The sequence below is a fragment of the Kineococcus lubricus genome, from assembly GCF_050871965.1.
Lineage (GTDB): Bacteria > Actinomycetota > Actinomycetes > Actinomycetales > Kineococcaceae > Kineococcus.
This window is the reverse complement of sequence record NZ_JBJLSK010000019.1, coordinates 50,032-73,128: the sequence shown is the minus strand read 5'-3', so window position 1 is coordinate 73,128 and position 23,097 is coordinate 50,032. Positions and strand designations below refer to the sequence as shown.

Sequence of the window (23,097 nt, the reverse complement as noted above, 5' to 3'; positions counted from 1 at the left end):
TCCCGAGCCGTGATCCCCGAGGAGGCGGTGGCGCGCGTCGCCGCCTCCCTGGGGATCAGCACGAACCGAGCCCGCCGGCTGGCGCACACCGCGCTGCCGGCGGGTTTCGCGTCGGCGCTGACGTACCCGCGGGTCGTCCTCGTCGAGGGCGCCACCGACGTCGCGGTGTTCGGGGCGCTCCTGGACGCCCCCGTCCTCGCGGTCGGCGGCAAGCACGTGTTCCCGCTGGCCGTGGCGGTGGCCCGCGCCCTCGGCGTCGACGTCGTCGCGGTCGTCCTCGACGGCGACGACGACCACCACCGCGCCCACCACGGCACCCGCCGGGTCCGCGACGCGCTGACCGACGTCCCGGTGCACGTCCTGGCCGGCGACCTCGAAGCGGCCCTGGAGAGCTGGCCGGGGTTCACCGAGGCGTTGCGGCGCACCGGGTCGGTCCCAGGCGGCAAGGACCCCGCCGCCTACGCCGCCGCCGCCCGGTCCGCTCCCCCGCCGCGCAGCGGCGACCTCGCCACCCTCGTCGACCGGATCGGCCGGGACCTCACCGGTCCTGCAGCCGGTCGGCCAGGCCCGTCGCCCGGGCCAGCGGCCGGTTGACCGCGGCGGCGACGGCCGCGGCCGACCCCACGACCCGCACGCGGCTGCGGGCCCGCGTCAGCGCCGTGTAGAACATCTCCCGCGTCGCCAGCGGGGACCGCTCCGGTGCGGCGAGCACCGTGACGGTCTCGAACTGCGACCCCTGGCTGCGGTGCACCGTCATCGCGTGCACCGGCTCGAACGCCGCCAGCCGGGCCAGCGGCACCCGCAGCGGCCCCGGGCCGCGGGCGATCGCCGCGACGAGGATCCCGCCGTCGTCCAGCACCACCCCGGTGTCGCCGTTGAAGACGCCGGTGCCGGGGTCGTTGGCGGTCACGATCACCGGCAGGCCGACGTAGCGCCCGTCGGTGCGGGGCACCACCCCGAGCTCCTCGACGGCCCACCGGTGCGCCAGCGCCCCCCAGTGCGAGACCCCGCGCGTCCCGCGCCGGTGCGCGCACAGCAGCCGGTGGGTGTCGAGGGCGGCGAGGGCCGCGTCGGCGTCCCCGGCGACGGCAGCCTCCACCACGGCTCGCGAGCGCTCGAGGACGTCGGCGCGCACGACGTCCAGGGCCGCGCCGGAGACCACCTCGGCGTCGGGCACCTCCAGGAACTCCACGTCCGGTCCCCCGGCCCGCAGCAGGTCCACGACCTCCTCGGCGCGGGCGTCGCGCACGGCCTGGGCGATGGCGGCGATCCCGCCGCCGGAGGCGAACCGGTGGGTGCGCGTCAGGTGCGAGACGCCGTGCGGCGTCCTGGCCCGGCCCGCGATCAGGTCGGCGGTCGGGTCGGCGGTCGGGTTGGCGGTCGGGTCGGCGGTCAGGTCGGCGAGCACGTTGCCGACCTCCACCGAGGCCAGCTGCTGCGGGTCCCCGACCAGGATCAGCCGGGCCCCGGGGCGCAGCGCGGCCAGCAGCCGGGCCATCACGCCCAGCCCCACCATCGACGCCTCGTCGACGATGACGACGTCGTGCGGGAGGCGGTGCCCGGCGTCGAAGCGGGCCCGCACCGACCCCGGCCGGATGCCGAGCAGGCGGTGCAGCGTCGAGGCGCTGACCCCGCGCAGGAAGTCCCGCTCGGTGTCGGTGAACACGCCGGTGGCCGCGGCCTCCACGACGGCCTCGGTGAGGCGGGCCGCGGCCTTGCCGGTGGGGGCGGCCAGCGCGACGCGCACGGTCCCGCCGGACAGGGCGCGCACGGCCGCCAGCAGCCGCGCGACCGTCGTCGTCTTGCCCGTCCCCGGGCCCCCGGCCAGCACCGACACCCCGTGGGCCAGGCACACCGCGGCCGCGGCGCGCTGGTCGTCGGCCCCGCCGGGCAGGCCGTCCCCGGGCCACAACCGGTCCAGGACCGCCGCGGCCGCGTCGGGGTCGAACGCCGCGACGGCGGTGCTGCGGGCGCGCAGGTCCCGGGCGACGGCCAGCTCCTGGCGCCAGTACCGGTCCAGCCACAACCGGTCGCCCACCAGGTGCAGCGGCGCGGACCGGTCCTCCTCGACGGTGCCGGGCGGGTGCTCAACCGTCAACGGGCTGCGGCGCAACGCCTCCAGCCAGGCTCCCGGGTCCGGCCAGCGGACCGGGACCGGTTCCACCGCACCGGAGTCGTCGGCGTCCTCGGGCACCAGCTCCTCGACCCGGGACAGCTCCAGCACCACCGACCCGTGCCGGACGGCGCGCACCGCGAGCGCCACGGCCAGCAGCACGGTCTGGTCCTGCTCGCCGGCGACGGCACCGAGCCGGCGGGCCACGTGGACGTCGGCGGCGTGCAGCAGGCCGAGCTCGTTGACCTCGCGCAGCAGCCCGGTCGCGGTGCGGGCCACGGTGGCCGAGCGGTCCACCTCGGGGGCGGGTTCGGGCAGGCTCACGCGTTCCTCCCGGCGAGCAGTTCGGACACGGCGACGACCAGGGCGGCCGGTGGCGCCCAGGACCAGACCCCGGGCGGGACGCCGTCGGGGCCGGGAGCGGTGCCGGGCCCGCACATGCCGCGCAGGAACAGGTAGAGGCTGCCGCCGAGGTGGGTGGCCGGGTCGTACCCGGGCGCGCGCCAGCGCAGGAACCGGTGCAGGGCGACGGAGTACAGCAGCGCCTGCAGCGGGTAGTGCGCGGCGAGGACGGCCTCGTCGAGCGCCTCGCGGCGGTAGTGCCAGGCCGTCAGCGGCTCGCCCGGCCCGGCGAGCCGGTTCGTCTTGTAGTCCACGACGAGGAACCGGTCGCCGTCGCGCAGGACGGCGTCGATGGAGCCGGTGAGGTACCCGCGCAGGCCCTCGGCGGCCAGGGCGGGGTCCTCCAGGAGGTCGGCGTAGCGGTGCACCGGGTCGGCGGGGCCGAGGTGGGTGCGCAGCAGCGCGGCGAGGTCGCCGAGGCGGGAGCCGCCCGGGCCGGCGTCGTCACCGCCGGCGAGCGGCAGCTCGAAGTCGAGCTCGGCGAGCCGGTCGCCGACGGCGAAGTCCTGCAGGCTGCGGCCGGAGGCCAGCGGACCCAGCGGGGTGCGCAGCACGGGGTCCAGCGCGGCGGCGAGGGGTTCGGCCAGCGCGGGGGCGAACTGGTCGCGGGCCAGGGCCGCGAGGTGGGCGGGGCGGTCGGGGACGGCCGGGTCGAAACCCTCCAGGACGGCGTGCACGAGGGTCCCGAAACCGGTCCCGGCGGGCAGGTCGGACAGCGGTGAGGGGACCTGCCGCCAGCCGTGCGGGTCGGGGGCTTCCACGGGGCCGCCCACCTCGGCGTCGGCCTCGTCGGTGGTGGCCTCGACCTCCGGTTCGGACAGGACGGCGCGGCCGGGCCCGGCGGTGTCGTGGACGCCGCGGGTCAGGCCGGAGTAGGAGGTGCGCCGCCAGTCGCCGTCGACGGTGGCGCCGAACCGCGCGACCCGCAGGTCGGTGGCCGTCACCGCCGGGGTGGGCCGCCGGCGCAGCGGCGCGGTGAGGGGGACGTCCTCGACGGCCACCGGGCCGCCGGCGGGGAACCGGGCGGCGAGGACGGCGCGCAGGGCGTCGTCGGTGGGCAGCGGCAGCTTCTCGGGGATGCGGCGGGGGTCGTCGGTGAGCAGCAGCCGGTGCAGCGCGCCGCGCTGGGTGTTGGTGGCGGGGGCCCACCACACGACGAGCCGGGACACCGCGCGGGTCAGCGCGACGTACAGCAGCCGCAGCTCCTCCCCGAGGTCCTCGGTGTCGGCGGCGCGGCAGTGCGCGTCGTAGCCGGGGGCGGCGGGCCCGCCCACGTGCAGGGCCCGCGTCGCCGGGCCGTCCCCGTCGGGGACGTGCGCGACGGGCAGCCGGTCCTGGGACCCCCCGCCGGGGCAGTCCCAGCCGTAGGGGACGCAGACGACCTCGAACTCCAGGCCCTTGCTGGTGTGGACGGTCGCGATCTGCACGGCGGCGCGGTCGGTGTCCAGGCGGCGGGAGCGTTCCCGGTCGTTGTCGCCGGCGGCCTCCTCGACGCGGCCCCGCAGCCACGACAGCAGGCTGGACACCCCGCCGCCGGGGTTGAGCGCGGACTCGCCGTGCAGGACCTCGGCGATGTGCCGCAGGTCGGTCAGGCGGCGCTCGCCGCCGTCGACGGCCAGCAGGCGGGCGGCCAGCCGGTGCTGCTCGGCCAGCGCGGCGAACGTCGCCGCGACCCCGCGCTCGGCCAGCAGGGCACCCCACTCGCGCAGCTGGACGGACAGGTCGTCGGTCGCGTGGTCCCCGCCGGCGTCGAGGTCGGTGGTGGTGCGGCCCACGAAGCTGGTCAGGGCCGCGCGGCGCACGCGGGGCGCGCGGTGCGGCTGCTCGACGGCCTCCAGCAGCCACAGCCACTCCCGGGCGGCGGGGGTGGCGAAGACGCTGGGCCCGCGGGACAGGACGCACGGCACGTTGCGGCGGCGCAGCTCCTCCTGGACGAGGACGGCCTGCGCGCCGGTGCGGACGAGGACGGCGACGTCCCCGGCCGCGAGGTCGCGCTCGGGCCCCCCGCGGTGGGGGCGGACCCGCAGCCCCTGGCCGAGGACGGAGACGACCTCGGCGGCGGTGTCGCGCGCGACGGCGGCGCGCACGTCGGCGACGGCGGGGACGCCGGTGCGGGCGGTCACCGGCAGCCCGTCGCGGCGCAGGACCCGCAACCGCACGGGCGTCGGGTCGCCCGCCCCGTCGGGACCGACGAGCGCGGGCCGGGGGTGGTGGGCCCGCACGGGGTGGACGACGATCCCCTCGTCGCCCAGGGCGGCGCCCCGCAGCAGCTGCGCCGTCCCGTCCAGGACGGCGGGGTCGCTGCGGAAGTTCGTGCCCAGGGTCGCGGTGGTGCCCGCGACGGCCACGGCGTCGAGGTAGGAGTTCACGTCGGCGCCGCGGAAGGCGTAGATCGCCTGCTTGGGGTCGCCGATGAGGACCAGCGGGCGGTCCTGGCCGTGGAAGGCGGTGCGCAGGACGTCCCACTGCACGGCGTCGGTGTCCTGGAACTCGTCGACGAGGACGACGGAGTACCTGCGCCGCAGGCGTTCGCAGGCCGTCGGCCCGGCGGTCCCGTCGGTGAGGGCGTCGCGCAGGCGGATCAGCAGGTCGTCGAAGCCCATGACGCGGCGCGAGCGCTTGCGGGCGGCGACCTCGCGCCGGACGCCCTGCGCGAACCGGACGCGCAGGTCCTCGGGGGTGTTCGGCGTGGTGCCCGGCGGGGCGATGCGGGCGTCGGGGCGGGCGACGGCCTCGCGGGCGATGCGCAGGGCCACGTCGCGGCCGAAGGGCGGGACGCCGGCGTGGACGGCGAACCGCACGTACAGGTCGTCGCAGACCTCCTCCACGAGGTCGTCGACGTCCTCGACGAGGGTGGCCGTGGGGTCCACGTCGGCGGCCGTGCCGAGGCTGGTGAGGACCTGCCGGCAGAACTCGTGGATGGTCGCGACGGTGGCGGCGTCGAACCCGGCGAGGGCGGCGCTCAGGCGGGCGCGGCGGCGCTCCACGTCGGCCGCGGCGAGGTGGCGCACGACGGCGTCGGAGCTGGTGCGGGCGGCCGCGGGGTCGGCCAGGGCGTCGCGGGTGCTGACGAGGCGCTCGCGGACGCGGTCGCGCAGCTCGGCGGTCGCGGCGCGGCCGAAGGTGACGACGAGCAGCTCGTCGACGGCGGCGCGGCCCTCGGCGACGAACCGGGTGACGAGCCCGGCGATGGTGTACGTCTTGCCGGTCCCGGCGCTGGCCTCCAGGACGGTGGTGCCGGTGGGCAGGGGCCCGGTCAGGTCGAACGTGGGCGCGCTCACCGCTCCTCCACCCGGTAGGCGCCCAGCAGCGGTTCCCACAGCCGCTGCACGGCGGCGTCGAAGGTCGCCGGGGCGGCCGGTGGCCAGCCCGGCGGCGGCGCCCAGTCCAGCAGGGTGTCCAGGCCGGCCCCGGCGCCCCAGACCGTCACGTTCTCCTCGTCGGCGTCCTCCTTGGGGAAGGACCAGCCCGAGACCCACGCCTGCGCGGCGGCGCGGCGGCAGGCGGGGGCCGGGCGGCCCCCCCAGGCGGCGACGGCGTAGGCCATGGCGGTCTCCACCGGCAGCGGCAGGGGGGTCCGCAGGCCGTGGGACCGCAGCTCCAGCAGGTCGGTGAGGGTGCCGCGGGCCAGGTCGGCGGGGACGGGGCCCAGGGTCACCACCGCGACGGTGCCCTGCGCGCCGCGGCCCACGACGACGGCGCGGAACGGCGTGCCGGGGTGGGCGGCGGACAGGGCGAGCAGCTCGATCCAGGCCCGCACGGTCTGCTTGGCCTTGACCCGGGAGTAGGTGGTGGTGACGGCGACCTCACCGGTGGCGCGGCCGCCGGGCCGGACGGGCCGCACGCCGCGCACGTTCCCGGTGAGCCGGACCTGCCCGGAGCCGGGGACGTCGAGGTCGAGCTCGACGTCGACGGACCGGGGCACCGGGTCGCCCGCGGCGGGGTCGAACTCCGCGGCGACGGTGGCGATGCGGTCGACCACGGGGCCGATCCCGCGCAGCACGCGGTCCCCCAGCGGCCCCGGCGGCAGGTCGCCGCGGGCGGCCTCGAGCCGGGTGATGTCGGCGGGCGGGGTGCCGCGCAGCCGCGCGGTCAGGGCCCGGTCCCCCACCGCCCACGTGCGCAGGGCGTCCAGCTCGACGGGCAGGGCGTCGGCCGGTTCCTCCTCGCGGGTGGCGGTGGCGACGTCGAGCCGCTGCCGCAGGAAACCCTTCGCGGGGTGCTGGAAGAACTGCACGAGCTGGTCCAGGTCGAGGTCGGCGGCGGGGGCGGGCGGCAGCCCGGCGGGCAGGAACGGCGGCGGGGCGGTGGGTTCGGCGGTGCCGGTGCGGGCCCCGGCGTGGGCGCTGGTGTCGTAGCTGAACGGGCCGGGGCGCCCCAGCGCGCCGGGGGTGAAGTTCTTGGGGTCGGTGGGCTGCAGCGGGTGCTGCACGACGACGCGCCCGCGCGCGCCGGGGTGCGCGGCCTCGAGGCTGTCGAGGACCTCGCCCACCGGGACGGCCGGGGGCAGCTCGGCGCCGGTGCGGACGTCCCGGCCGCTGTAGGTGACCACGAGGGTGTCGCGCGCGGAGCAGATCGCGTCGAGCAGCACCTGGCGGTCCTCGCTGCGGGGGTCGCGGTCGCCCAGGTGGGGGTCGCGGGCCAGGACGTCGTCGGCGTCGGGGGCGGTGACGCGCGGGAACGCGCCGTCGTCCATGCCGAGCAGGCAGACGACGCGGTGCGGGACCGAGCGCATCGGGGTGAGGGTGCAGACGGTCAGGGCCCCGGTGCGGAAGTTCGCGCGCTGGGGCCGGCCGGCGAACCGCTCGGCGACGAGGGCGCAGACGTCGGCGAGGCCGACCTCGGCGGTCCCGGCGCGCGCGGCGTCGGTGGCGACGGCGCCCAGCTCGCGGCGCAGCTGGGTGACCTGCCAGGTGGTGTCGGGCGTGGTGTCGGCGAGGTCGAGGACGCCGTCGAGCAGCACCTCGCACCACGCGGCGACGCTGCGGCGCCCGGTGAGCCGGGCCACGGTCGCGTCGAGGCGGTCGAGGAGCTCGGCGAAGCGGCCGGCGAGGTCGACGCGGGAGGACTCCACGTCGGCCAGCGGGACCACCTGGGCACCGGGGGCGCCGACGAGGTGGTCCTCGCCGGCGCCGCCGACGGCGACCCCGACGAGGAGGCGGTCCAGCCCGGCGCGCCAGGACCCCTGCGCGACCTGCCCCAGCGCCCACGCGGAGCGGTGCTCGGCCGACAGCCCCCAGTGCACCCCGGCGTCGACGGTCCACTCGCGCAGCTGCTCGAGGTCCTCCTCCTCCAGGCCGAACCGGCGCCGGACCGCGCCGGTCGCGGCGAGGTCGAGGACCTCGCTGGCGGTCAGCCGGCTCTGGGCCAGGACCAGGACCCGGGCGGCCAGCCCGAGCAGCGGGTTCGTCTGCAGGGCCGAGCGGTCGGCGACGGAGACGCGCAGGCCCCCGCCGGGGTGGGAGTCGGTGGAGAAGACGGCCTGCACGAGGGGGGCGTAGGTCTCCACGTCGGGGCACAGGACGAGCACGTCGCGCGGTTGCAGCGCCGGGTCGGCGTCGAGCAGGCCCAGGACGACCTCGCGCAGCACCTCGACCTGGCGGGCGCGGCCGTGGCAGGAGTGGACCTGGACGGAGGTGTCGTCCTGCGGCAGGGGGGCCGGGGCGGGCGGCTCGTCGCGGGCCAGGGCGTCCTGCAACCGGCCCAGGAGGGTGCGCGGCGGGGCGGGGGCGGGGTGGTGGACGTCCACGAAGCCCGGCGCGGCCTCCAGCAGCCGCGCCTGCAGCTCCCGCACGTCGCGCGAGAGGGACAGCAGCAGCGGGTGCCGCACCTCGGCCTGGGCGCGCTCGGCGTGCGGGGCGCGACGCAGCCCGTCGGGGGCGGTGGCCCGCGCCCACAGCGCCGGGCTGGGGTGCTGGACGAACAGGTGCACCTCGCGGTGCTCGGCGAGGGCGGCCAGCACGCGCAGCCGGGCGTGGGCCAGGCGGGTCACGACGAACACGCCGAACCGCTCGCCCAGGCCCGTCAGGGACGGGTCGGCCCGCAGCGCCGAGCAGACCCCGTCGAGCAGCTCGGCGGGGGCGGGCAGCCCGACGTGCTCGCGGACGGCGCGGAACACCTCCGGCTGCCAGCGCAGGTCGTCGGGGACGTCGCGGCCGCCGGCGGCCCAGTCGGCCAGCAGCGCCGGGCGGGCCGCTCCGTAGCGGGCGAACAGGCCCGCGAGCCGGGACGCGGCCGCGGTCCGCCGCACGCGGGGGACGTCCTCGCCCGGGACGGCGCGCAGGTGGTGGCGCAGGACGGCGAACTCCGGGCGCGGGTCGGGGGCGGAGCCGTCGGCGGGGGCGATCGCGTCGAGGACCTCCAGGACGTGCCACGTCAGCGCGTCCGGGGCCCACCGCGCGACGGCGTCGGCCACCTCGGGGCGGGTCCGGGCCAGGACGTCGGCCACCACGCCGTCCAGCAGCTGCGCCGGGGAGGGGAAGTCGACGCGCGCGCAGATCCCGTCGTGGCCGCCGGGCCCGGCGCCGAGGTGGTGCGAGAGCCGTTGCGCGATCCACCGCTCGGTCCCGCGGGCCCCGACGGCCAGGACGTCGGGGGCGAACGGGTCGGCGCCGGCGGCGGGCCGGCGCAGGACGTCGGCGAGGCCGGCGACGAGAGCGGTCGCGCTCTCGGAGCGGTGGACGTGGAGCACGGTCCCCTTCCTACCCGACCGCTGCGACACGACCGCGCGGCGGGCGGTCGCCCTCAGAACTGCCGGTTGAGGGAGCGGCGCCGCACCCGCTGCTCGATGCGGTCGAACTCCCGGCGCAGCGGCTGGGAGCAGAACTCCCCCAGGGTGACCCCGGCGGCCAGCGCCAGCGCGGTCCCGAAGGCGGTGACGAGCTGGGCGAGCCCGGCGGAGGTGCCGCCGCCGACGAGGGAGAAGATCGCCCGGTAGATGGCCAGCCCGGGCAGCAGCGGGACGATGCCGCAGACGGACACGACGAGACCGGGCACCCTCCAGCGCCAGGCGGTGCCCTCGGCGAGGAACCCCACGAGCAGGGCGGCGGCGCCGGCGGAGGCGGCCGGTCCCAGGCCCAGCTGCGTGCAGACCCCGGCGGTGGCGGTGGCGGTGGCGCCGGCGAGGCCGGCGAGCAGCACCGCGCGGGACCCGGCGTAGCCGGAGACCGCCCAGGTCGAGGCGGCGACGGCCCCGGCGAGGACCTGGACGGGCAGCGGGTACGGCTGCCCGGGCGAGAAGCTGAGGGAGAGGGTGATGCCGGCGCGCTGGCCCAGGTCGAGGACCCCGGCGATGCCGAGGACGAGGCCGGTGGTGAGCAGGACGGTCTCGAAGGCGCGGGCGCCGGCGGTGACGTAGAACCCGGAGATCGCGTCCTCGGCGGAGCCGACCAGGGAGAGCCCGGCGAGCAGCGCGACGATGCCGGACCCGACGACGAGGGAGGGTGGCAGGTCGCCGATCCACGGCGGCAGGTGGGGGCCGGTGACGAGCAGGGCCAGGGCGCAGGCGGTGGCGATCGCGGCCCCGGCGACCTGCTGGAAGAAGGCGGGCAGCCCGCGGCGGTTGAGCGAGGACAGCACGACCTGCAGCAGGCAGGTGACGAGGGCGGCGGCCACGGCGACGGCGAGGGTGCCGCCGAGGGTGACGGCCACCGAGGCGGCCAGGCCGACGCCACCGGCGGCGGAGATCCACGGCCGGTAGGGGCGGCGCTGGGACAGCAGCCGCCGCAGCCGGGTGTCGATCTCGGCGGGGGGCAGGCCGTCGCCGGCGGCGTGGGCGAGGTCGTAGAGCCCCGCGAGCCGGGTGTAGTCGCTGGTCCGCACCTTGACGACGCGCACGGAGGTGAGGGGGAGGCGGTCGGCGCCGGCGGTGGAGACGAGGACGGCGGTGTAGTTGATGTCGACCTGGGTGTGCAGCAGCCCGGCGCCGGCGGCGGCCCGCAGCGTCAGGGCGGTCACGTCGGCGGCCGAGGCCCCCGCGGACAGCAGGGCCTCGGCCATCCGGGCCAGGGCCTCGAGCGCTTCGAGGGCCTCGGTCTGCGTCAGGCCACCCTCGCCGACGGGTTCGGGGGCGGGGGCTTCACCGGCGACGATCTCCGCGAGCCGGGTGCGCCAGCGGGCGGGGGTCGCGCGGGAGAACACGCGCCGACGCTACCGGCTGCCGCCCGGCCCGCCCCGTGCCGTCCCGTCAGCGGGTCCCGTCAGCGGGTCCCGTCAGCAGGTCAGGGCGAGTTCGGCCTGCTGGGCCGGGGTGAGCAGGTCGCAGCCGACGCCGGCGGTGCCGAGGTCGACGACGGTCCAGGTCCCGCCCTCGGAGCGCAGGACGGCGGTGGCGGGGTCGAGGGCGGCCGGGTCGGCCGGTTCGAGGGTGGCGGCGGCCACGTCCCCGGCCACCCGGACGTCGGTGACGGCGTACGCGGTGGCGGGGACGGCGGCCGTCGCCGGGCTGGCGGTGACGGCCGAGGTGATCCCCTGGACCGTCGCGGGGTCGGCCCCGGGCGCGGTGCCGGCGTTCGCGGTCGAGGCGGCCAGGCCCAGGGCGAGGGCGGGAGCGGCCACTGCGGTCAGGGCGAGCGTCGTGCGGCGGTTCATGGCGGTCCGGCCTCCGGTGTCGTGCGTCCTGCTCTTCCACGGGTTCGACGCACGGGCGGCGCCGTCCGTTGCACCCGGACCGGTCGGGTCCTGTGAAGACCGCCCCGACCGGTCCGGGCCGCGTCGGGACGGGTCAGGGCGCGGGGTGGACGACCCCGGCGGCCCCGCCGCCGCGCCGCACGGGTTCGGCCACGGCCTGCACCCGCCCGTCGGGCAGGAACTCCAGCGCGGCCGCCGCCCCGATCTCCTCCACGGGCCGGAACACGTGGCCGAGCGCGGCCAGCGCCTGGCCCCGCGCGGACTCGACGTAGGCGGTCTCGGCGGAGGTGGCGGTCCCGTTCTGCTCCGAGACGCGGGGCGCGGCGACGGCCTCGGGCAGCGGCACGCCGCGGTCGAGGCGGTCGACGAGGATCCCCAGGGTGGTGCCGATGATCGTGGCCCCGCCGGGGGACCCGGCGGCCAGCAGGGGGCGGCCGTCGGCGAGCACGATGGTCGGCGACATCGAGGAGCGGGGGCGCTTGCCGGGGCCGGGCAGGTTCGGGTCGGGCTGCCCGGCGACGGCGGGGGCGGCGTTGAAGTCGGTGAGCTCGTTGTTCAGCAGGAAACCCCGGCCCGGGACGACGATGCCGGATCCGCCGGTCTGCTCGATGGTGAGGGTGTAGGAGACGACGTTCCCGGCGGCGTCGGCGGTCACCAGGTGCGTGGTGGACTGCCCCTCGTAGGGTTCGGGGTCGGTCTCACCCGTCGCGTCGCAGCCGGTCTCGGGGGCGACCGGACGCGGCAGGACGGCGTCGTCGCGGACCGGGCAGGCGCGCTGGGCGGCGAACTCCGGCGACAGCAGCCGCTGCTGCGGGACGTCCTGGACGTCGGGGTCGCCGACGAACCGGTTGCGGTCGGCGAACGCGAGGGCGGCCGCTTCGAGCTTGCGGTGCTCGGAGACGACGGGGTCGGTGGTGGGGCCGAGGCGGGAGTCGAGGGCGTCGAGGACGTTGAGGGCCTCCCCGACGGTGGTGCCGCCGCTGCTGGGGGCGCCCATCCCGTAGACCTCGACGGTGCCCGAGGCGCTGTCGTGGACGACGCGGGTGGGTTCGCGGTCCGGTGCGCGGTAGGCCAGCAGGTCGTCGAGGGTCATCCGCCCGCGCAGGACCTCGCGGCTCACCCCGTCGGCGACGGGCGGGGCGGCGACGGTGTCGACGACGGCGCGGCCGAGCTCACCGCCGTAGAACGCGCCGGCGCCCTGCTCGCCGAGGAGCTGGTAGGTCCGGGCGAGGTCGGGGTTGCGGAACACCGACCCGACCGCGGGGGCGTCGCCGCCGGGCAGGAACAGCTGCGCGGTGGAGGAGAAGTCCCGGAACCGCTCGGCGTTGTCGACGGTCTGCTCGCGGAACTCCTCGTCGACGACGAAACCCCGCTCGGCCAGCGACCGGGCGCCCGACAGCGCCTGCGTGAGCGTCATCGTGCCCTGCTCGGCGAGCGCCCGCTCCCAGGTCGCGGGGGTGCCCGGGACGCCGACGGACAGGGTCGAGTTCACGAGCTCGGGGAACGGGCGGGGGGTGCCGTCGGGGCCGAGGAAGGCGTCGGGGGTCATCGCGGCGGGCGCGGTCTCGCGGCCGTCGATCGTGGTGACCCGCTGGGTGGTGGCGTCGTAGCTGACGAGGAACCCGCCGCCGCCGACGCCGGCGGAGTAGGGCTCGGTGACGCCGAGCGCGGCGGCGGTGGCGACGGCGGCGTCGACGGCGTTGCCGCCGCGGCGCAGGACGTCCAGGCCGATGGCGGTGGCGTCGGGGTCGACGCTGGAGACGGCCCCGCCGAAGCCGGTGGCGACGGGGGTGCGGTCGGTGGGGACGGGTTCATCGGTGGTCCGGGCGTGGGCGGGGCCGGCGAGCCCCGTGGTGAGTCCGGTGGTCAGGACGGTGGAGAAGACCAGGGCGGCAACGCTGCGACCTCGCATGGGCGGAACCTTCTCAGGATCCGCACAGTCGCGCCAGAGGTTCGGCGGCCCGACCTCAGCCGGTGAGGTCGGCGGCGTCGAGGACGAGGTCGGCGCGGGAGGCGCTCGCGGCGATCACGGCGGCGTTCGCCTCGTCGCTGCCCAGCGCCCACGCGCGGGCGGCGGCGGGGTCCTTGCCGAAGGCCTCGTGGCGGGCGATGAGCCGGTCGTGCCGCACCGCCTCGTCCGGGCGCAGGTACCAGCACTCGTCGAGGAGCCCCTCCAGCGCCGCCCACGGGCCCTCCCGCAGCAGCAGGTAGTTGCCCTCGGTGACGACCAGCGGCACCTCGCGCGGCACGGGCAGCGCGGACCCGACGGGTTCCTCCAGGTCCCGGCGGAACTGCGGGGCGTACACGACGTCCTCCTCCTGCGACCGCAGCCGCCGCAGCAGCGCGACGTAGCCGCCCGCGTCGAAGGTGTCGGGGGCGCCCTTGCGGTCGCGGCGGCCCAGGGCGCCCAGGACGACGTCGGCGAGGTGGAACCCGTCCATGGGCACCAGGACGGCGACCTCGGGGCCGAGGTCGGCCACGAGCCGTGCGGCGAGGGTCGACTTGCCCGCGCCGGGGGCGCCGACGAGGCCGAGGACGCGCCGCGGCCCGGCCGCGAGCGCCCGTGCGCGTCCCAGCAGCGCCGGGTACGCCACGCTCAGAACACCGTCCCCGGTTCGGCCGCCGGGCCCTGCCCGGCGACCTCGGCCTGCTCGGCGTCGACGACGGCGCCCATCCAGCTGACGCACGTCCAGCCGGACTCGGGGTCGCCGACGAGCTCGACGATCCCGGTGTTGGCCAGGCCGGTGGCGATGACGTACTCGGCGGACAGGTTGCGCACGCGGGTCCCGGCCCAGGTGCGGATGGCGGCGCCGTGGCTGACGAGGGCGAGGGTGCCGACGCCGGCGGCGCGGGCCGCGGCGACCGCGTCGGCGACGGCGCCGTCGTAGCGGGCGAAGAAGGCGGTGCCGTCCTCGGCGCCGGGTTCGGCGACGTCGAGCTCACCGCGCAGCCAGGCGGACACGACGTCGAGGTAGCGGACGACGGAGGCCTCGTCGCCGCGCATCTCCAGGTCGCCGGCCTCGATCTCGCGCAGCCCGTCGGCGACCGCGACGTCGAGGCCGAGGTGGGCGGCCAGCGGGGCGGCGGTCTGCTGGGTGCGGACGAGCGTGGAGGCGGTCAGGGCCCCGATGCCCTGGCCCCCCAGCGTCGGCACGAGCGCGTCGGCCTGCTCGCGCCCGAGGTCGCTGAGGTCGGCGCCGGGGACGGCGGTGTCGAGGAGGTGCTCGACGTTGGAGCGGGTCTGGCCGTGACGGACGAGGAAGAGGCGCACGCCCGTCACGATGTCAGAGCCCCGGGGTCAGAGCCTCAGAGGACGACGTCCAGACGTCCCTGGGTGGAGCCGTTGAGCATGACCATGAGCCGCAGCTGGACCTCCACGGGCACCGGTTCCTTGGCGGTGAAGGTGAGCCGGCCGATCATGCGGCGCAGGTCCTCGGCGGTGAGGTCGCGCTGCTCGGAGACCATGCCGCTGGCGCGCTCGCGGTTGATCTCGCGGGCCAGGGAGGCGACGGGGGCGGCGCCGACCTCGAGGTCCCCGAGGTCGTAGAGGTGGCCGAGCAGGGCCCGGTCGGACTGGGTCAGCTCGTCGAGCGGGTCCTCGTCGATCCACTCCGGGGTGATCCTGCGCACCGGGGTGACCGCCTCGGTGCCGCTGAGGCCGTCGACGCGGGACGCGGTGCGCACCGCCGGGGCCGAGGTCACCGTTCCAAGTCGCATCGTCGTCTCCTGTCCACCCGCTGCTGATTGCCCAGAGTGTTCTCTGTGTGACTCCCAGTGTTAGGCAGGGGCGGCCATGATCTGAGCCGAAGTCACCCGGACGGCCTAACGACCGTCCGGGTGAGTCGTGAACGCGCAGGTCACCGGCGTGTCGGCCTCGCGCTCAGCCCTCCGACGAGGCGGCCTCCAGGACGAACACCGGGATGACCCGGTCGGTCTTGCGCTGGTAGTCGGCGTAGTCCGGGTAGGCCGCGACGGCCCGCTCCCACCACTGCTCCCGCTCCGCGCCGGTGACCTCGCGGGCCGTGTAGTCGCGCTTCACCGGCCCGTCCTGCAGCTCCACCAGCGGGTGCGCCTTCACGTTGAAGTACCAGACGGGGTGCTTCGGCGCCCCGCCCAGCGACGCGACCACCGCGTAGACGCCCTCGTGCTCGACGCGCATCAGCGGCTGCTTGCGCAGCTTGCCCGACTTCGCGCCCTTCGTCGTCAGGACGACCACGGGCATCCCCCGCAGCTCGGTGCCCTCCGTCCCGCCCGAGGACTCGTACTGCTCCACCTGGTCGCGGACCCACGCTTCGGGGCTCGGTTCGTACTCTCCGGTCAACGGCATGGCCCCGACGCTAACCGGCGGCGATCACCTCCGCCGCGCGGGTGATCCCCAGCGCCTCCACGGCCGTCTCGAAGACCGCCGCCAGGTCCAGCGAGAAGCGCGGGGTCACCAGCGGGCTGCTGGTGCGGCCCGCGGCCAGGCACTCGTGCACGTGCTCGAGCATGAACCGGTGGCCGTCGGCGACGGCGTGGTCGTGCACGGTGACCTCCTCACCGCCGCCGGCCGCCGGCCGGTGGACGGTGAAGCCCGGCGCCGACGGCAGCGACGAGGCCACCTCGACCCACGCCTCGCTCGCCTCGATCCACGCCCGCGACGGCGTCCGCGCGACCATCGTCGTCGACAGCGCCGCGCTCGCCCCCGAGGGCCAGTCCAGCGCCAGCGCCACCTGCTCGTCGACCCCCGACTCCGCCAGGACCCCCGCGACCCGGACCCGGGCCGGCGTCCCGAACAGCGTCAGCGCCAGCCCCACCGGGTACGGGCCGAGGTCGAACAGCGACCCGCCCCCGATCGCCGGGTCGTGGAAGCGCGTCAGCGACGGCGGCGCCGGGAAGCCGAAGTCGGCGTGCAGCCCGCGGACCCGGCCGACCGCGCCGGACTCGATCAGCTCCAGCAGGGCCACCGTCCCGGGCAGGAACCGCGTCCAGTACGCCTCCATGCAGAAGACGCCGCGCTGCTGCGCCGTGTCCAGCAGGTCCCGCGTCGCGGCCAGGCTGACCGTCATCGGCTTCTCCACCAGCACCGCCTTGCCCGCCAGCAGCGCCTGCCTGGCCGGCGCGTGGTGCTGCGGGTGCGTGGTCGCCACGTACACCGCGTCCACCGCCGGGTCGGCCAGCATCTCCTGGACGTCGCCGTACGGGCTGGCCCCGGCGGCGTGGTCGGCGGCGAACCGCGCCGCCCGGTCCACCTCCCGCGAGGCCACCGCCACCAGCCGGCCCCCCGGCGCCAGCTCCAGCGCCCGGGCCACCGTGTCGGCGATCCCCCCGGTACCGACGAAACCCCACCCGACGCTCACCACGGACCTCCTGCTGCTGAGGAGCGTCAGCGCTCCTGGGGGACCTCAGCCTTGCGCGGAACCGAGGCGGACGCACCAGGACGGCTCACCACGACCGCGGCCACCCGGGCCGCCCACCGCGCCGCCTCCACCAGGCCGAGCCCGTCGAGCAGGCCGTCCACGAGCGCCGCGACGAAGCTGTCCCCGGCCGCCGTGGCGTCCACCAGCCGCGCCGGGACCGCCGCGACCTCGGCGTGGCCGCCCGGCGTCACCACGAGCGCCCCCCGCTCCCCGCGCGTCACGACGGTCGTGCCCGAGGGCCGCACCGCCCGCGCCTGGGCGACCAGGCCGTCCACGTCGGTGGCCACCTCACCCCCGGCCAGCACCGCCAGCTCCCCCGCGTTCGGCACCAGCAGGTCCACGCGGGTCAGCAGCTGCGGCGGCAGCGCCCGCGCCGGGGCCGGGTTCAGGACCAGCAGGCCCGTGCACAGCGAGGCCGCGGCGAGCAGCGCCTCGTCGGGCACCTCGCACTGCAGCAGCACCGCCCGGGCCGAGGCGACGGTGCCCGCCGCCGCGCGCACCCGGGCGTCGTCGACGTGGTCGTTGGCGCCCGGGCTCAGGACGATCGTCGACTCCCCGTCGTGGACGAGGACGACCGCGACGCCGGTGGGCACGTCCAGGGCCGCGACGTGCTCGACGTCGACGCCCTCGGCCGCCAGGTGGGCCCGCAGCCCGCGGCCCTCGTCGTCGTCGCCGACCGCGCCGACCATGGCCACCGAGCGGCCCAGGCGGGCGGCCGCGACGGCCTGGTTGGCCCCCTTGCCCCCCAGGCCCCGCTCGGCGTCGGAGCCGCGCACGGTCTGGCCCGCCGGCGGCAGCTGCGCCAGGCGGATCGCCAGGTCGGCGTTGACGCTGCCGACGACCGTCACGTCGCGGGTCTTCTCGGCCTGCGGACGGCCGTGGCTGTCGTACGTGATGCTCACGCCTCCTCCCGCACCGGCAGGACCCAGATGGCCGCGACCGCGGGGTCACCGAGGTCGACCTCCCGCCCACCGCCGAGGCGGACCACCGTGGTCCCGGCGAACCCCCTGCGCTGCACCACTTCCAGCCGCACGTCCAGACCGATGCCGAGGTCGGCGAAGTAGCGCAGGACGTCGGCGTCGGCGTCGGAGATGCGGGCCACGACGCCCACCCCGCCCTCGGGGACGTCGGCCAGGCTGTGGGCGCCGGGCTGCGGGACGGTGCCGTCGGCGCGCGGGATCGGGTCCCCGTGCGGGTCGCGCTCGGGACGCCCGAGCCGGGCGTCGAGCCGGTCCAGCATGCGGTCGGACACGACGTGCTCGAGCACCTCGGCCTCCTCGTGGACCTCGTCCCAGGAGTACCCGAGCTCCTCGACGAGGAACGTCTCCAGCAGCCGGTGCCGGCGCACCACGGCCAGCGCGCGGGTGCGGCCGTCGTCGGTCAGCTCCACCCCGCCGTAGCGCTCGTGCCGCAGCAGCCCGGCGTCGGTGAGCTTGCGGACGGCCTCGGAGGCGGTGGACGCGGACACCCCCATGCTCGAGGCGAGCATCGAGAGGGTGATCTTCGCGTCGGACCACTCCCCCGCCGCGTACACGGTCTTCAGGCAGTCCTCCGCGGCCGGGGTGGCCGCTGCGGTCGTCGAGGCGCGGGGCACGCCCTCAGCTTGCCACCCCCGCCCGGTGCGACCGATGTCGCCGCCCCTGCGCGGTTCGAAGTTCGGTCCACCGAAAACAGGGTTACAGTGGGGCGATGGACAGCGGGTCGAGGAGACGCAGCTGGGTGGCCGTGGCCGACGTCGTCGTCAGCCTGGCCCTGCTCGTGGTCGCCGTCGTGGCGGTGACCGAGTCCCGGTACGGGCGCGCGGCGCTCGCGGTGGCGCTCGCCGCCGCGTGGTCGGCCGGCGTCGTGGCCCGCCTGCGCCACCGCGCCCGCCGGGTCGCCCTGCCCGCCACGGCCACCGCCCCCGCCGGGCACTGACCGCTCCCGCCGGCCGGTCGGCGAGGATCGGGGCGTGAGCGACCCCACCACCGTCCCCGCCGGTCCCCTCGCCGGTGACCTCGGCGCCACCTGGCGCCGCACCCGTCCCCCGCGCGCCCTGGTGCACCTGGACTCCGCCGCCGCCGGCCGCAGCAGCTGGGCCGTGCTGGACGCCGTCGCCGCCCACCTGCGGGCCGAGGCCGAGCAGGGCGGGTACCTGGCCGCCGCCGCGGCGCAGGAGGTGCTGGCCGCAGCCCGCGAGCGGGTCCGCGCCCTGCTGGGCTGGAGCGCCGGGGAGGGCCTCGTCGCCTTCGTCCACAGCGCCGAGGACGCCCTGCGCCAGGTCCTGCTGCGCTGGCCCGGCGACCTGCCGGTCGCGCTGACCCACCCCCGGGGCGAGTACGGGCCCAACCTGGCGGTCGTGCGGCAGCTCGGCATCGGCACCACCGCCGTCGACGGCCCGCACCGCTGGGACCCGCAGGCGTTCGCCGACTCCCTGGCCCGGCAGCGGCCCGACCTGGTGCACCTGACCGCCCTGGGCTCGCACGTGGGCACCGTGCAGCCGCTGGCCGAGGTCGTCGCCGTCTGCCGCGCGGCGCAGGTGCCCGTCGTCGTCGACGCCGCGCAGGCGTTCGGCCACCTCGACACGACCACGGCCCGCGACGCCGACGTCGTCTACGGGACCTCCCGCAAGTGGCTGGCCGGGCCCCGCGGCGTCGGGTTCGTCGCCGTCCGCGGGGAGCTCGCCGGGCGGGTCACCGGCCTGGAGCAGGCCGAGGCGACGATCGCCGGGCGCCTGGGGTTCGCGGCCGCCCTGGCCCAGCACGTCGAGCTCGGTCCGGCGGCCGTGCGCGCCGGGCTCGCCACCGTCGGGTCCGCGACCCGCCACCGGCTGGCCGCCGCGCTCGCCGGGTCCTGGGACGTCGTCGAACCGCTGGACGAACCCAGCGCGATCGTCACCCTGCGCCCCCGCGGACCCGTGGACGTCGCCGCGCTGCGCGCCGACCTCATCGCCGCCGACGGCATCGTCACCACCTGCGCGGGCGTCGAGCGCGCGCCCGGTGAGATGACCGTCCCGGCGCTGCGCGTCAGCGGCCACCTCGACACCACCGGCGAGGACGTCGAGGCGCTGGTGGGCGCCCTGCGGCGCCGTCCCTGACGAGCGCCCGCGGGCCCGCGCTGCCACAGTTGACGCAGAGCGAGAACCCGAAGCGGAGGAGGAAGTCCATGATGGGCAAGGTTCTGCTGCTGGCCGCGGCCGGGGCGGGTTACGTGCTGGGCGCGCGCGCCGGGCGCGAGCGCTACGACCAGATCAGCAGCTCGGTGGGCCGCCTGTGGGGCAACCCGAAGGTGCAGGAGAAGGTCGTCGACCTGCAGGACAAGGCCGGGGACGTGGCCAGGCAGGCCGGGTCGGTGGCGCAGGAGAAGGTCGGCGCCGCCGCCGGTTCGGTGGCCGGTTCGGTGAAGGACAAGTTCAACGGCAGCGGCAGCGGCGACCAGCCGCTGGGTGAGCAGCACCACACCCGGATGCCCACCGACTGACCCGCAGGACCCGGGACGTTCCCGGGTGCACGACGACGACGTGGCACCGACGCTGGGGGCATGAGTTCCCCCACGGTCGGTGACCACGTCGTCGCGCGTCTGGCGCAGTGGGGCGCCCGGCGCTTCTACGGCTACCCCGGTGACGGCATCGGCGGGGTGATCTCCGCGATCGGGCGGGCCGTCGAGGCCGGTGAGGCGGAGTTCGTCCAGGTCCGGCACGAGGAGACCGCGGGGTTCGCCGCCACCGCCGACGTGAAGTTCGGCGGGTCCCCGCTGGGCGTGGCCGTGGTGACCTCCGGCCCCGGGGCCGTCCACGTCCTGAACGGCCTGTACGACGCCAAGCTCGACCACGTCCCGGTGGTGGCGCTGCTGGGTCAGACCGCGACGAACGCGCTGGGGACGGGCTACTACCAGGAACTCGACCTCGTCCGGCTGTACGGCGACGTCGCCGGGGAGTTCGTGTTCCAGGTCACCGACCCCACCCAGGTCCAGCACGCGGTGGACCGCGCGGCGCGGACGGCGACCGAGCGGCGCACCGTGACGGCCGTGGTGCTGCCCAGCGACGTGCAGGACGCCGACGCCGTGACGCAGGTCCCGCACGGGCACGGTTTCACCCACACCTCCGCCGTGCCCGGGTCCCTGCCCGGGGTCCCGCGCCCGGAGGCGCTGGCCCAGGCCGCCGAGGTCCTGCGCTCGGGGCGCAAGGTCGCGGTCCTGGCCGGGGCCGGGGCCCTGGGCGCCACCGCGGAACTGACCGCCGTCGCCGACGCCCTCGGCGCGGGCGTCGCGAAGGCGCTGCTGGGCAAGGCGGTCCTGGACGACCGGCTCGACTGGGTGACCGGGGCCATCGGCCTGCTCGGCACCCGCCCCAGCTACGACCTCATGCAGCAGTGCGACACCCTGCTGCTGGTCGGGACGACGATGCCGTACTCGGAGTACTACCCGCCGCCCGGTGCGGCCCGCGCCGTGCAGATCGACGTCGACGGCACCCGCTGCGGTCTGCGGTACCCCACGGAGGTGAACCTCGTGGGGGACGCGCGGCTGACCCTGCAGGCGCTGCTGCCGCTGCTCGAGGGCGCCGAACCCGACCCCGGCTGGCGGCGCGACATCGCCCGCTGGAACTCCGCGTGGGACGCCTGGAGCGCCGAGCGGGTCCAGGCGGAGGCGGACCCGCTGAACCCCGAGCTCGTGGTCCGCGGGCTGTCCGGCCGCCTCGCCGACGACCACCAGGTCGCCGTCGACTGCGGCACCGCGACGAGCTGGTTCGCCCGCGACCTGGACCTGCGGCCCGGGATGACGGCCTCGCTGTCGGGGACCCTGCTGTCGATGGGCGGCGGCCTGCCGTACGCGCTGGCCGCCAAGCAGGCCCACCCCGACCGGCCCGTCCTGGCGCTGATCGGTGACGGGGCGATGCAGATGAACGGGCTGTCCGAACTGGTGACGGTCGCCCAGCGGTGGCGGACGTGGGCCGACCCCCGGTTCGTCGTGGTGGTCCTGAACAACCGCCAGCTGTCGTTCGTGGCGTGGGAGGCCCGCGCGATGCAGGGCGAGGTGCCGTTCGACGCGGCGATGGACGTCCCCGACGTGCCGTACGCCGGGTGGGCCGGGCTGCTGGGCCTGGCCGGGCGTCGGGTCGCCGGCCCGGAGGACCTCGACGACGTCCTCGACGAGGCGTTCGCGGCGCGCCGCCCCTTCGTGCTGGACGCCGTCGTCGACCCCGACGTCCCGATGATCCCGCCGCACGTCACCCTCGACCAGCTCGTCGCGACCGCGAAGTCGCAGCTGCGCGGGGACCCCGCGGCGCGCGGGATCGTCGTGGAGGGGGTGCGGGAGACGGTGGGCGCCGCGGCTCGCGCCGTGCGCCGGCGCGTACTCCCTCCGGAGTAGGCCGGTCGTCCTCCTCCGGCCGACGCGGGAGGTGACCGCCCGGCGGCACGCTGGCCGGGTGACAGGACGTGACGCATCGCTCGACATCGCCCGGGGCCTGGCGATCCTGGGGACCTTCGCGACGAACGTGTGGGTGTTCACGCACCCCGACGGTCTGCTCGGCACCGTGCTGAGCCCGCTGGCCGGCGGGATCGGGTCGGCGCTGGCGCAGGCGCTCCCGCTGGGCAAGTCGCTGGCGCTGCTCAGCCTGCTGTTCGGGGTGGGGCTGGAACTGCAGCGCCGCTCGGCGGCCCGGCGCGGGGTGTCCTGGAACCGGACGCACCGGGTGCGGGCGGGCGTGCTGTTCGCCGAGGCCGGCGTGCACTTCCTGCTCATCGCCGAGTTCGACGTCCTGATGGGGTACGCCGTCGCCGCGCTGCTCGCGGCTCCGGTCCTGACCTGGTCCGACCGCGGCCGCCGGCGGACGCTCGTGGTGCTCCTCACCGTCCACGCCGTCGCGCTGACCGCCCTGGTCCTGGTGCTGAACCGGGCGCCGCTGGGCGCCGGGACGGGTGCGGACCTGCGGACCCCGTACGCCGACGGGTCGTTCACGGACCTGGTGCTGTTCCGCCTGGACAACCTCGCGGTGTTCCGCGCCGAACCCGTGGGCCTGCTGCTGCTGTCGACGGCCTCGTTCGTGCTGGGCGCCGAACTCGTCCGGTGCGGGCTGCTGGACCCCGACCGGGTCCGGTTGCGCCGCGGGCTGATGGGCCTGGGCGTGCTGGGCCTCGTCCTGGAGGCGGTGTTCCTCGCCCTGGGCGGGGGGTTCGGGGTGCTCCTGACGCGGTACGGGTCGGCGGTGCTCGTGGCCCTGGGGGTCCTGGCCCTCGTCGTGCAGGCCCACACCGGTTCCCGGCCGCGGTGGCTGGGCCGACGGCTGGCCGAGGTCGGCCGCACCGCCCTGTCCTGCTACGTGTTGCAGAACCTGCTGGCCGGGGCGCTGTGCTACGGCTGGGGCCTGGGGCTGGCGACCCGTTCCGGTGTGGAGCACCGGGCCGCGGTCACGGCCGTCGTGTTCGTCCTCGTCGCCGGGTGCGTGGTGGCGTTCGCGCACGCGGTGGCCCGCGCCGGCCGGGCCGGGCCGCTGGAGGCGCTGAGCGCGCGCGTGCAGCGCCGCCTGCTGCCGGCCCCCGCGGCGACGGCCGCCCGGCAGGACGTCCGGTCCTGACC

The 23,097-nt window shown here is 77.2% G+C and carries 19 protein-coding genes; 6 read left to right on the top strand and 13 right to left on the bottom strand.

Annotated features, from left to right (window positions below; translation table 11 throughout):
- The first annotated feature begins 9 nt into the window (after window positions 1-9).
- A complete protein-coding gene (locus tag ACRYRX_RS15600; RefSeq protein ID WP_432513172.1) occupies window positions 10-594 on the top strand; it encodes a hypothetical protein in 585 nt (194 codons plus the stop codon).
- Here the strand turns inward: ACRYRX_RS15600 and recD are convergent.
- From recD to ACRYRX_RS15535, 13 genes are all read right to left on the bottom strand, one after another.
- Window positions 539-2,437 carry an exodeoxyribonuclease V subunit alpha gene (gene recD, locus ACRYRX_RS15595; protein WP_432513171.1) on the bottom strand — a complete coding sequence of 633 codons (1,899 nt, stop codon included), beginning with the start codon at window positions 2,435-2,437 and terminating at the stop codon, window positions 539-541. The two genes, ACRYRX_RS15600 and recD, sit on opposite strands and share 56 nt — an antisense overlap.
- Complete coding sequence (locus ACRYRX_RS15590) at window positions 2,434-5,796, bottom strand: UvrD-helicase domain-containing protein (protein WP_432513170.1); 3,363 nt, start codon at window positions 5,794-5,796, stop codon at window positions 2,434-2,436. The genes recD and ACRYRX_RS15590 overlap by 4 nt, the downstream gene beginning before the upstream one ends.
- On the bottom strand, window positions 5,793-9,206 hold the full coding sequence (gene recC / locus ACRYRX_RS15585; RefSeq protein ID WP_432513169.1) for an exodeoxyribonuclease V subunit gamma: 3,414 nt from the start codon (window positions 9,204-9,206) through the stop codon (window positions 5,793-5,795). The genes ACRYRX_RS15590 and recC overlap by 4 nt, the downstream gene beginning before the upstream one ends.
- A gap of 53 nt (window positions 9,207-9,259) precedes the next feature.
- Window positions 9,260-10,654: a threonine/serine exporter family protein gene (locus ACRYRX_RS15580; protein WP_432513167.1), complete on the bottom strand. Its 1,395-nt coding sequence runs from the start codon at window positions 10,652-10,654 to the stop codon at window positions 9,260-9,262.
- A gap of 72 nt (window positions 10,655-10,726) precedes the next feature.
- Complete coding sequence (locus tag ACRYRX_RS15575; RefSeq protein ID WP_432513166.1) at window positions 10,727-11,104, bottom strand: hypothetical protein; 378 nt, start codon at window positions 11,102-11,104, stop codon at window positions 10,727-10,729.
- A gap of 133 nt (window positions 11,105-11,237) precedes the next feature.
- A complete protein-coding gene (gene ggt, locus ACRYRX_RS15570; protein WP_432513164.1) occupies window positions 11,238-13,055 on the bottom strand; it encodes a gamma-glutamyltransferase in 1,818 nt (605 codons plus the stop codon).
- Window positions 13,056-13,110: 55 nt separating this feature from the next.
- Window positions 13,111-13,737 (bottom strand): nucleoside/nucleotide kinase family protein, encoded by a 627-nt coding sequence (locus tag ACRYRX_RS15565; protein ID WP_432513163.1) that lies wholly within the window; start codon window positions 13,735-13,737, stop codon window positions 13,111-13,113.
- Window positions 13,738-13,739: 2 nt separating this feature from the next.
- Window positions 13,740-14,414 (bottom strand): histidine phosphatase family protein, encoded by a 675-nt coding sequence (locus ACRYRX_RS15560; protein WP_432513161.1) that lies wholly within the window; start codon window positions 14,412-14,414, stop codon window positions 13,740-13,742.
- A gap of 35 nt (window positions 14,415-14,449) precedes the next feature.
- Window positions 14,450-14,860: a hypothetical protein gene (locus ACRYRX_RS15555; RefSeq protein ID WP_432513160.1), complete on the bottom strand. Its 411-nt coding sequence runs from the start codon at window positions 14,858-14,860 to the stop codon at window positions 14,450-14,452.
- A 163-nt stretch (window positions 14,861-15,023) separates the two neighbouring features.
- Window positions 15,024-15,470 carry a nitroreductase family deazaflavin-dependent oxidoreductase gene (locus ACRYRX_RS15550; protein WP_432513158.1) on the bottom strand — a complete coding sequence of 149 codons (447 nt, stop codon included), beginning with the start codon at window positions 15,468-15,470 and terminating at the stop codon, window positions 15,024-15,026.
- Window positions 15,471-15,480: 10 nt separating this feature from the next.
- Window positions 15,481-16,482 (bottom strand): Gfo/Idh/MocA family protein, encoded by a 1,002-nt coding sequence (locus ACRYRX_RS15545; protein ID WP_432513156.1) that lies wholly within the window; start codon window positions 16,480-16,482, stop codon window positions 15,481-15,483.
- 26 nt (window positions 16,483-16,508) lie between these two features.
- The gene (locus tag ACRYRX_RS15540) at window positions 16,509-17,444 is read right to left on the bottom strand and encodes a ribokinase (protein WP_432513154.1); all 936 of its coding nucleotides are present in this window, start codon (window positions 17,442-17,444) and stop codon (window positions 16,509-16,511) included.
- Complete coding sequence (locus ACRYRX_RS15535) at window positions 17,441-18,136, bottom strand: metal-dependent transcriptional regulator (RefSeq protein ID WP_432513152.1); 696 nt, start codon at window positions 18,134-18,136, stop codon at window positions 17,441-17,443. Before ACRYRX_RS15535 ends, ACRYRX_RS15540 begins: the two co-directional genes overlap by 4 nt.
- Window positions 18,137-18,231: 95 nt before the next feature.
- On the opposite strand from ACRYRX_RS15535, the gene ACRYRX_RS15530 reads away from it, so the two are divergent.
- From ACRYRX_RS15530 to ACRYRX_RS15510, 5 genes are all read left to right on the top strand, one after another.
- Window positions 18,232-18,459, top strand: coding sequence for a hypothetical protein (locus ACRYRX_RS15530; RefSeq protein ID WP_432513150.1), 228 nt, complete (start codon window positions 18,232-18,234; stop codon window positions 18,457-18,459).
- Window positions 18,460-18,493: 34 nt separating this feature from the next.
- Window positions 18,494-19,618 carry an aminotransferase class V-fold PLP-dependent enzyme gene (locus tag ACRYRX_RS15525; RefSeq protein ID WP_432513148.1) on the top strand — a complete coding sequence of 375 codons (1,125 nt, stop codon included), beginning with the start codon at window positions 18,494-18,496 and terminating at the stop codon, window positions 19,616-19,618.
- Between the two features lie 68 nt (window positions 19,619-19,686).
- On the top strand, window positions 19,687-20,001 hold the full coding sequence (locus tag ACRYRX_RS15520; protein ID WP_432513146.1) for a hypothetical protein: 315 nt from the start codon (window positions 19,687-19,689) through the stop codon (window positions 19,999-20,001).
- 60 nt (window positions 20,002-20,061) lie between these two features.
- Window positions 20,062-21,888, top strand: coding sequence for a thiamine pyrophosphate-requiring protein (locus tag ACRYRX_RS15515; RefSeq protein ID WP_432513144.1), 1,827 nt, complete (start codon window positions 20,062-20,064; stop codon window positions 21,886-21,888).
- 58 nt (window positions 21,889-21,946) lie between these two features.
- Window positions 21,947-23,095 carry a DUF418 domain-containing protein gene (locus tag ACRYRX_RS15510; RefSeq protein WP_432513142.1) on the top strand — a complete coding sequence of 383 codons (1,149 nt, stop codon included), beginning with the start codon at window positions 21,947-21,949 and terminating at the stop codon, window positions 23,093-23,095.
- The last annotated feature ends 2 nt before the right edge of the window (window positions 23,096-23,097 follow it).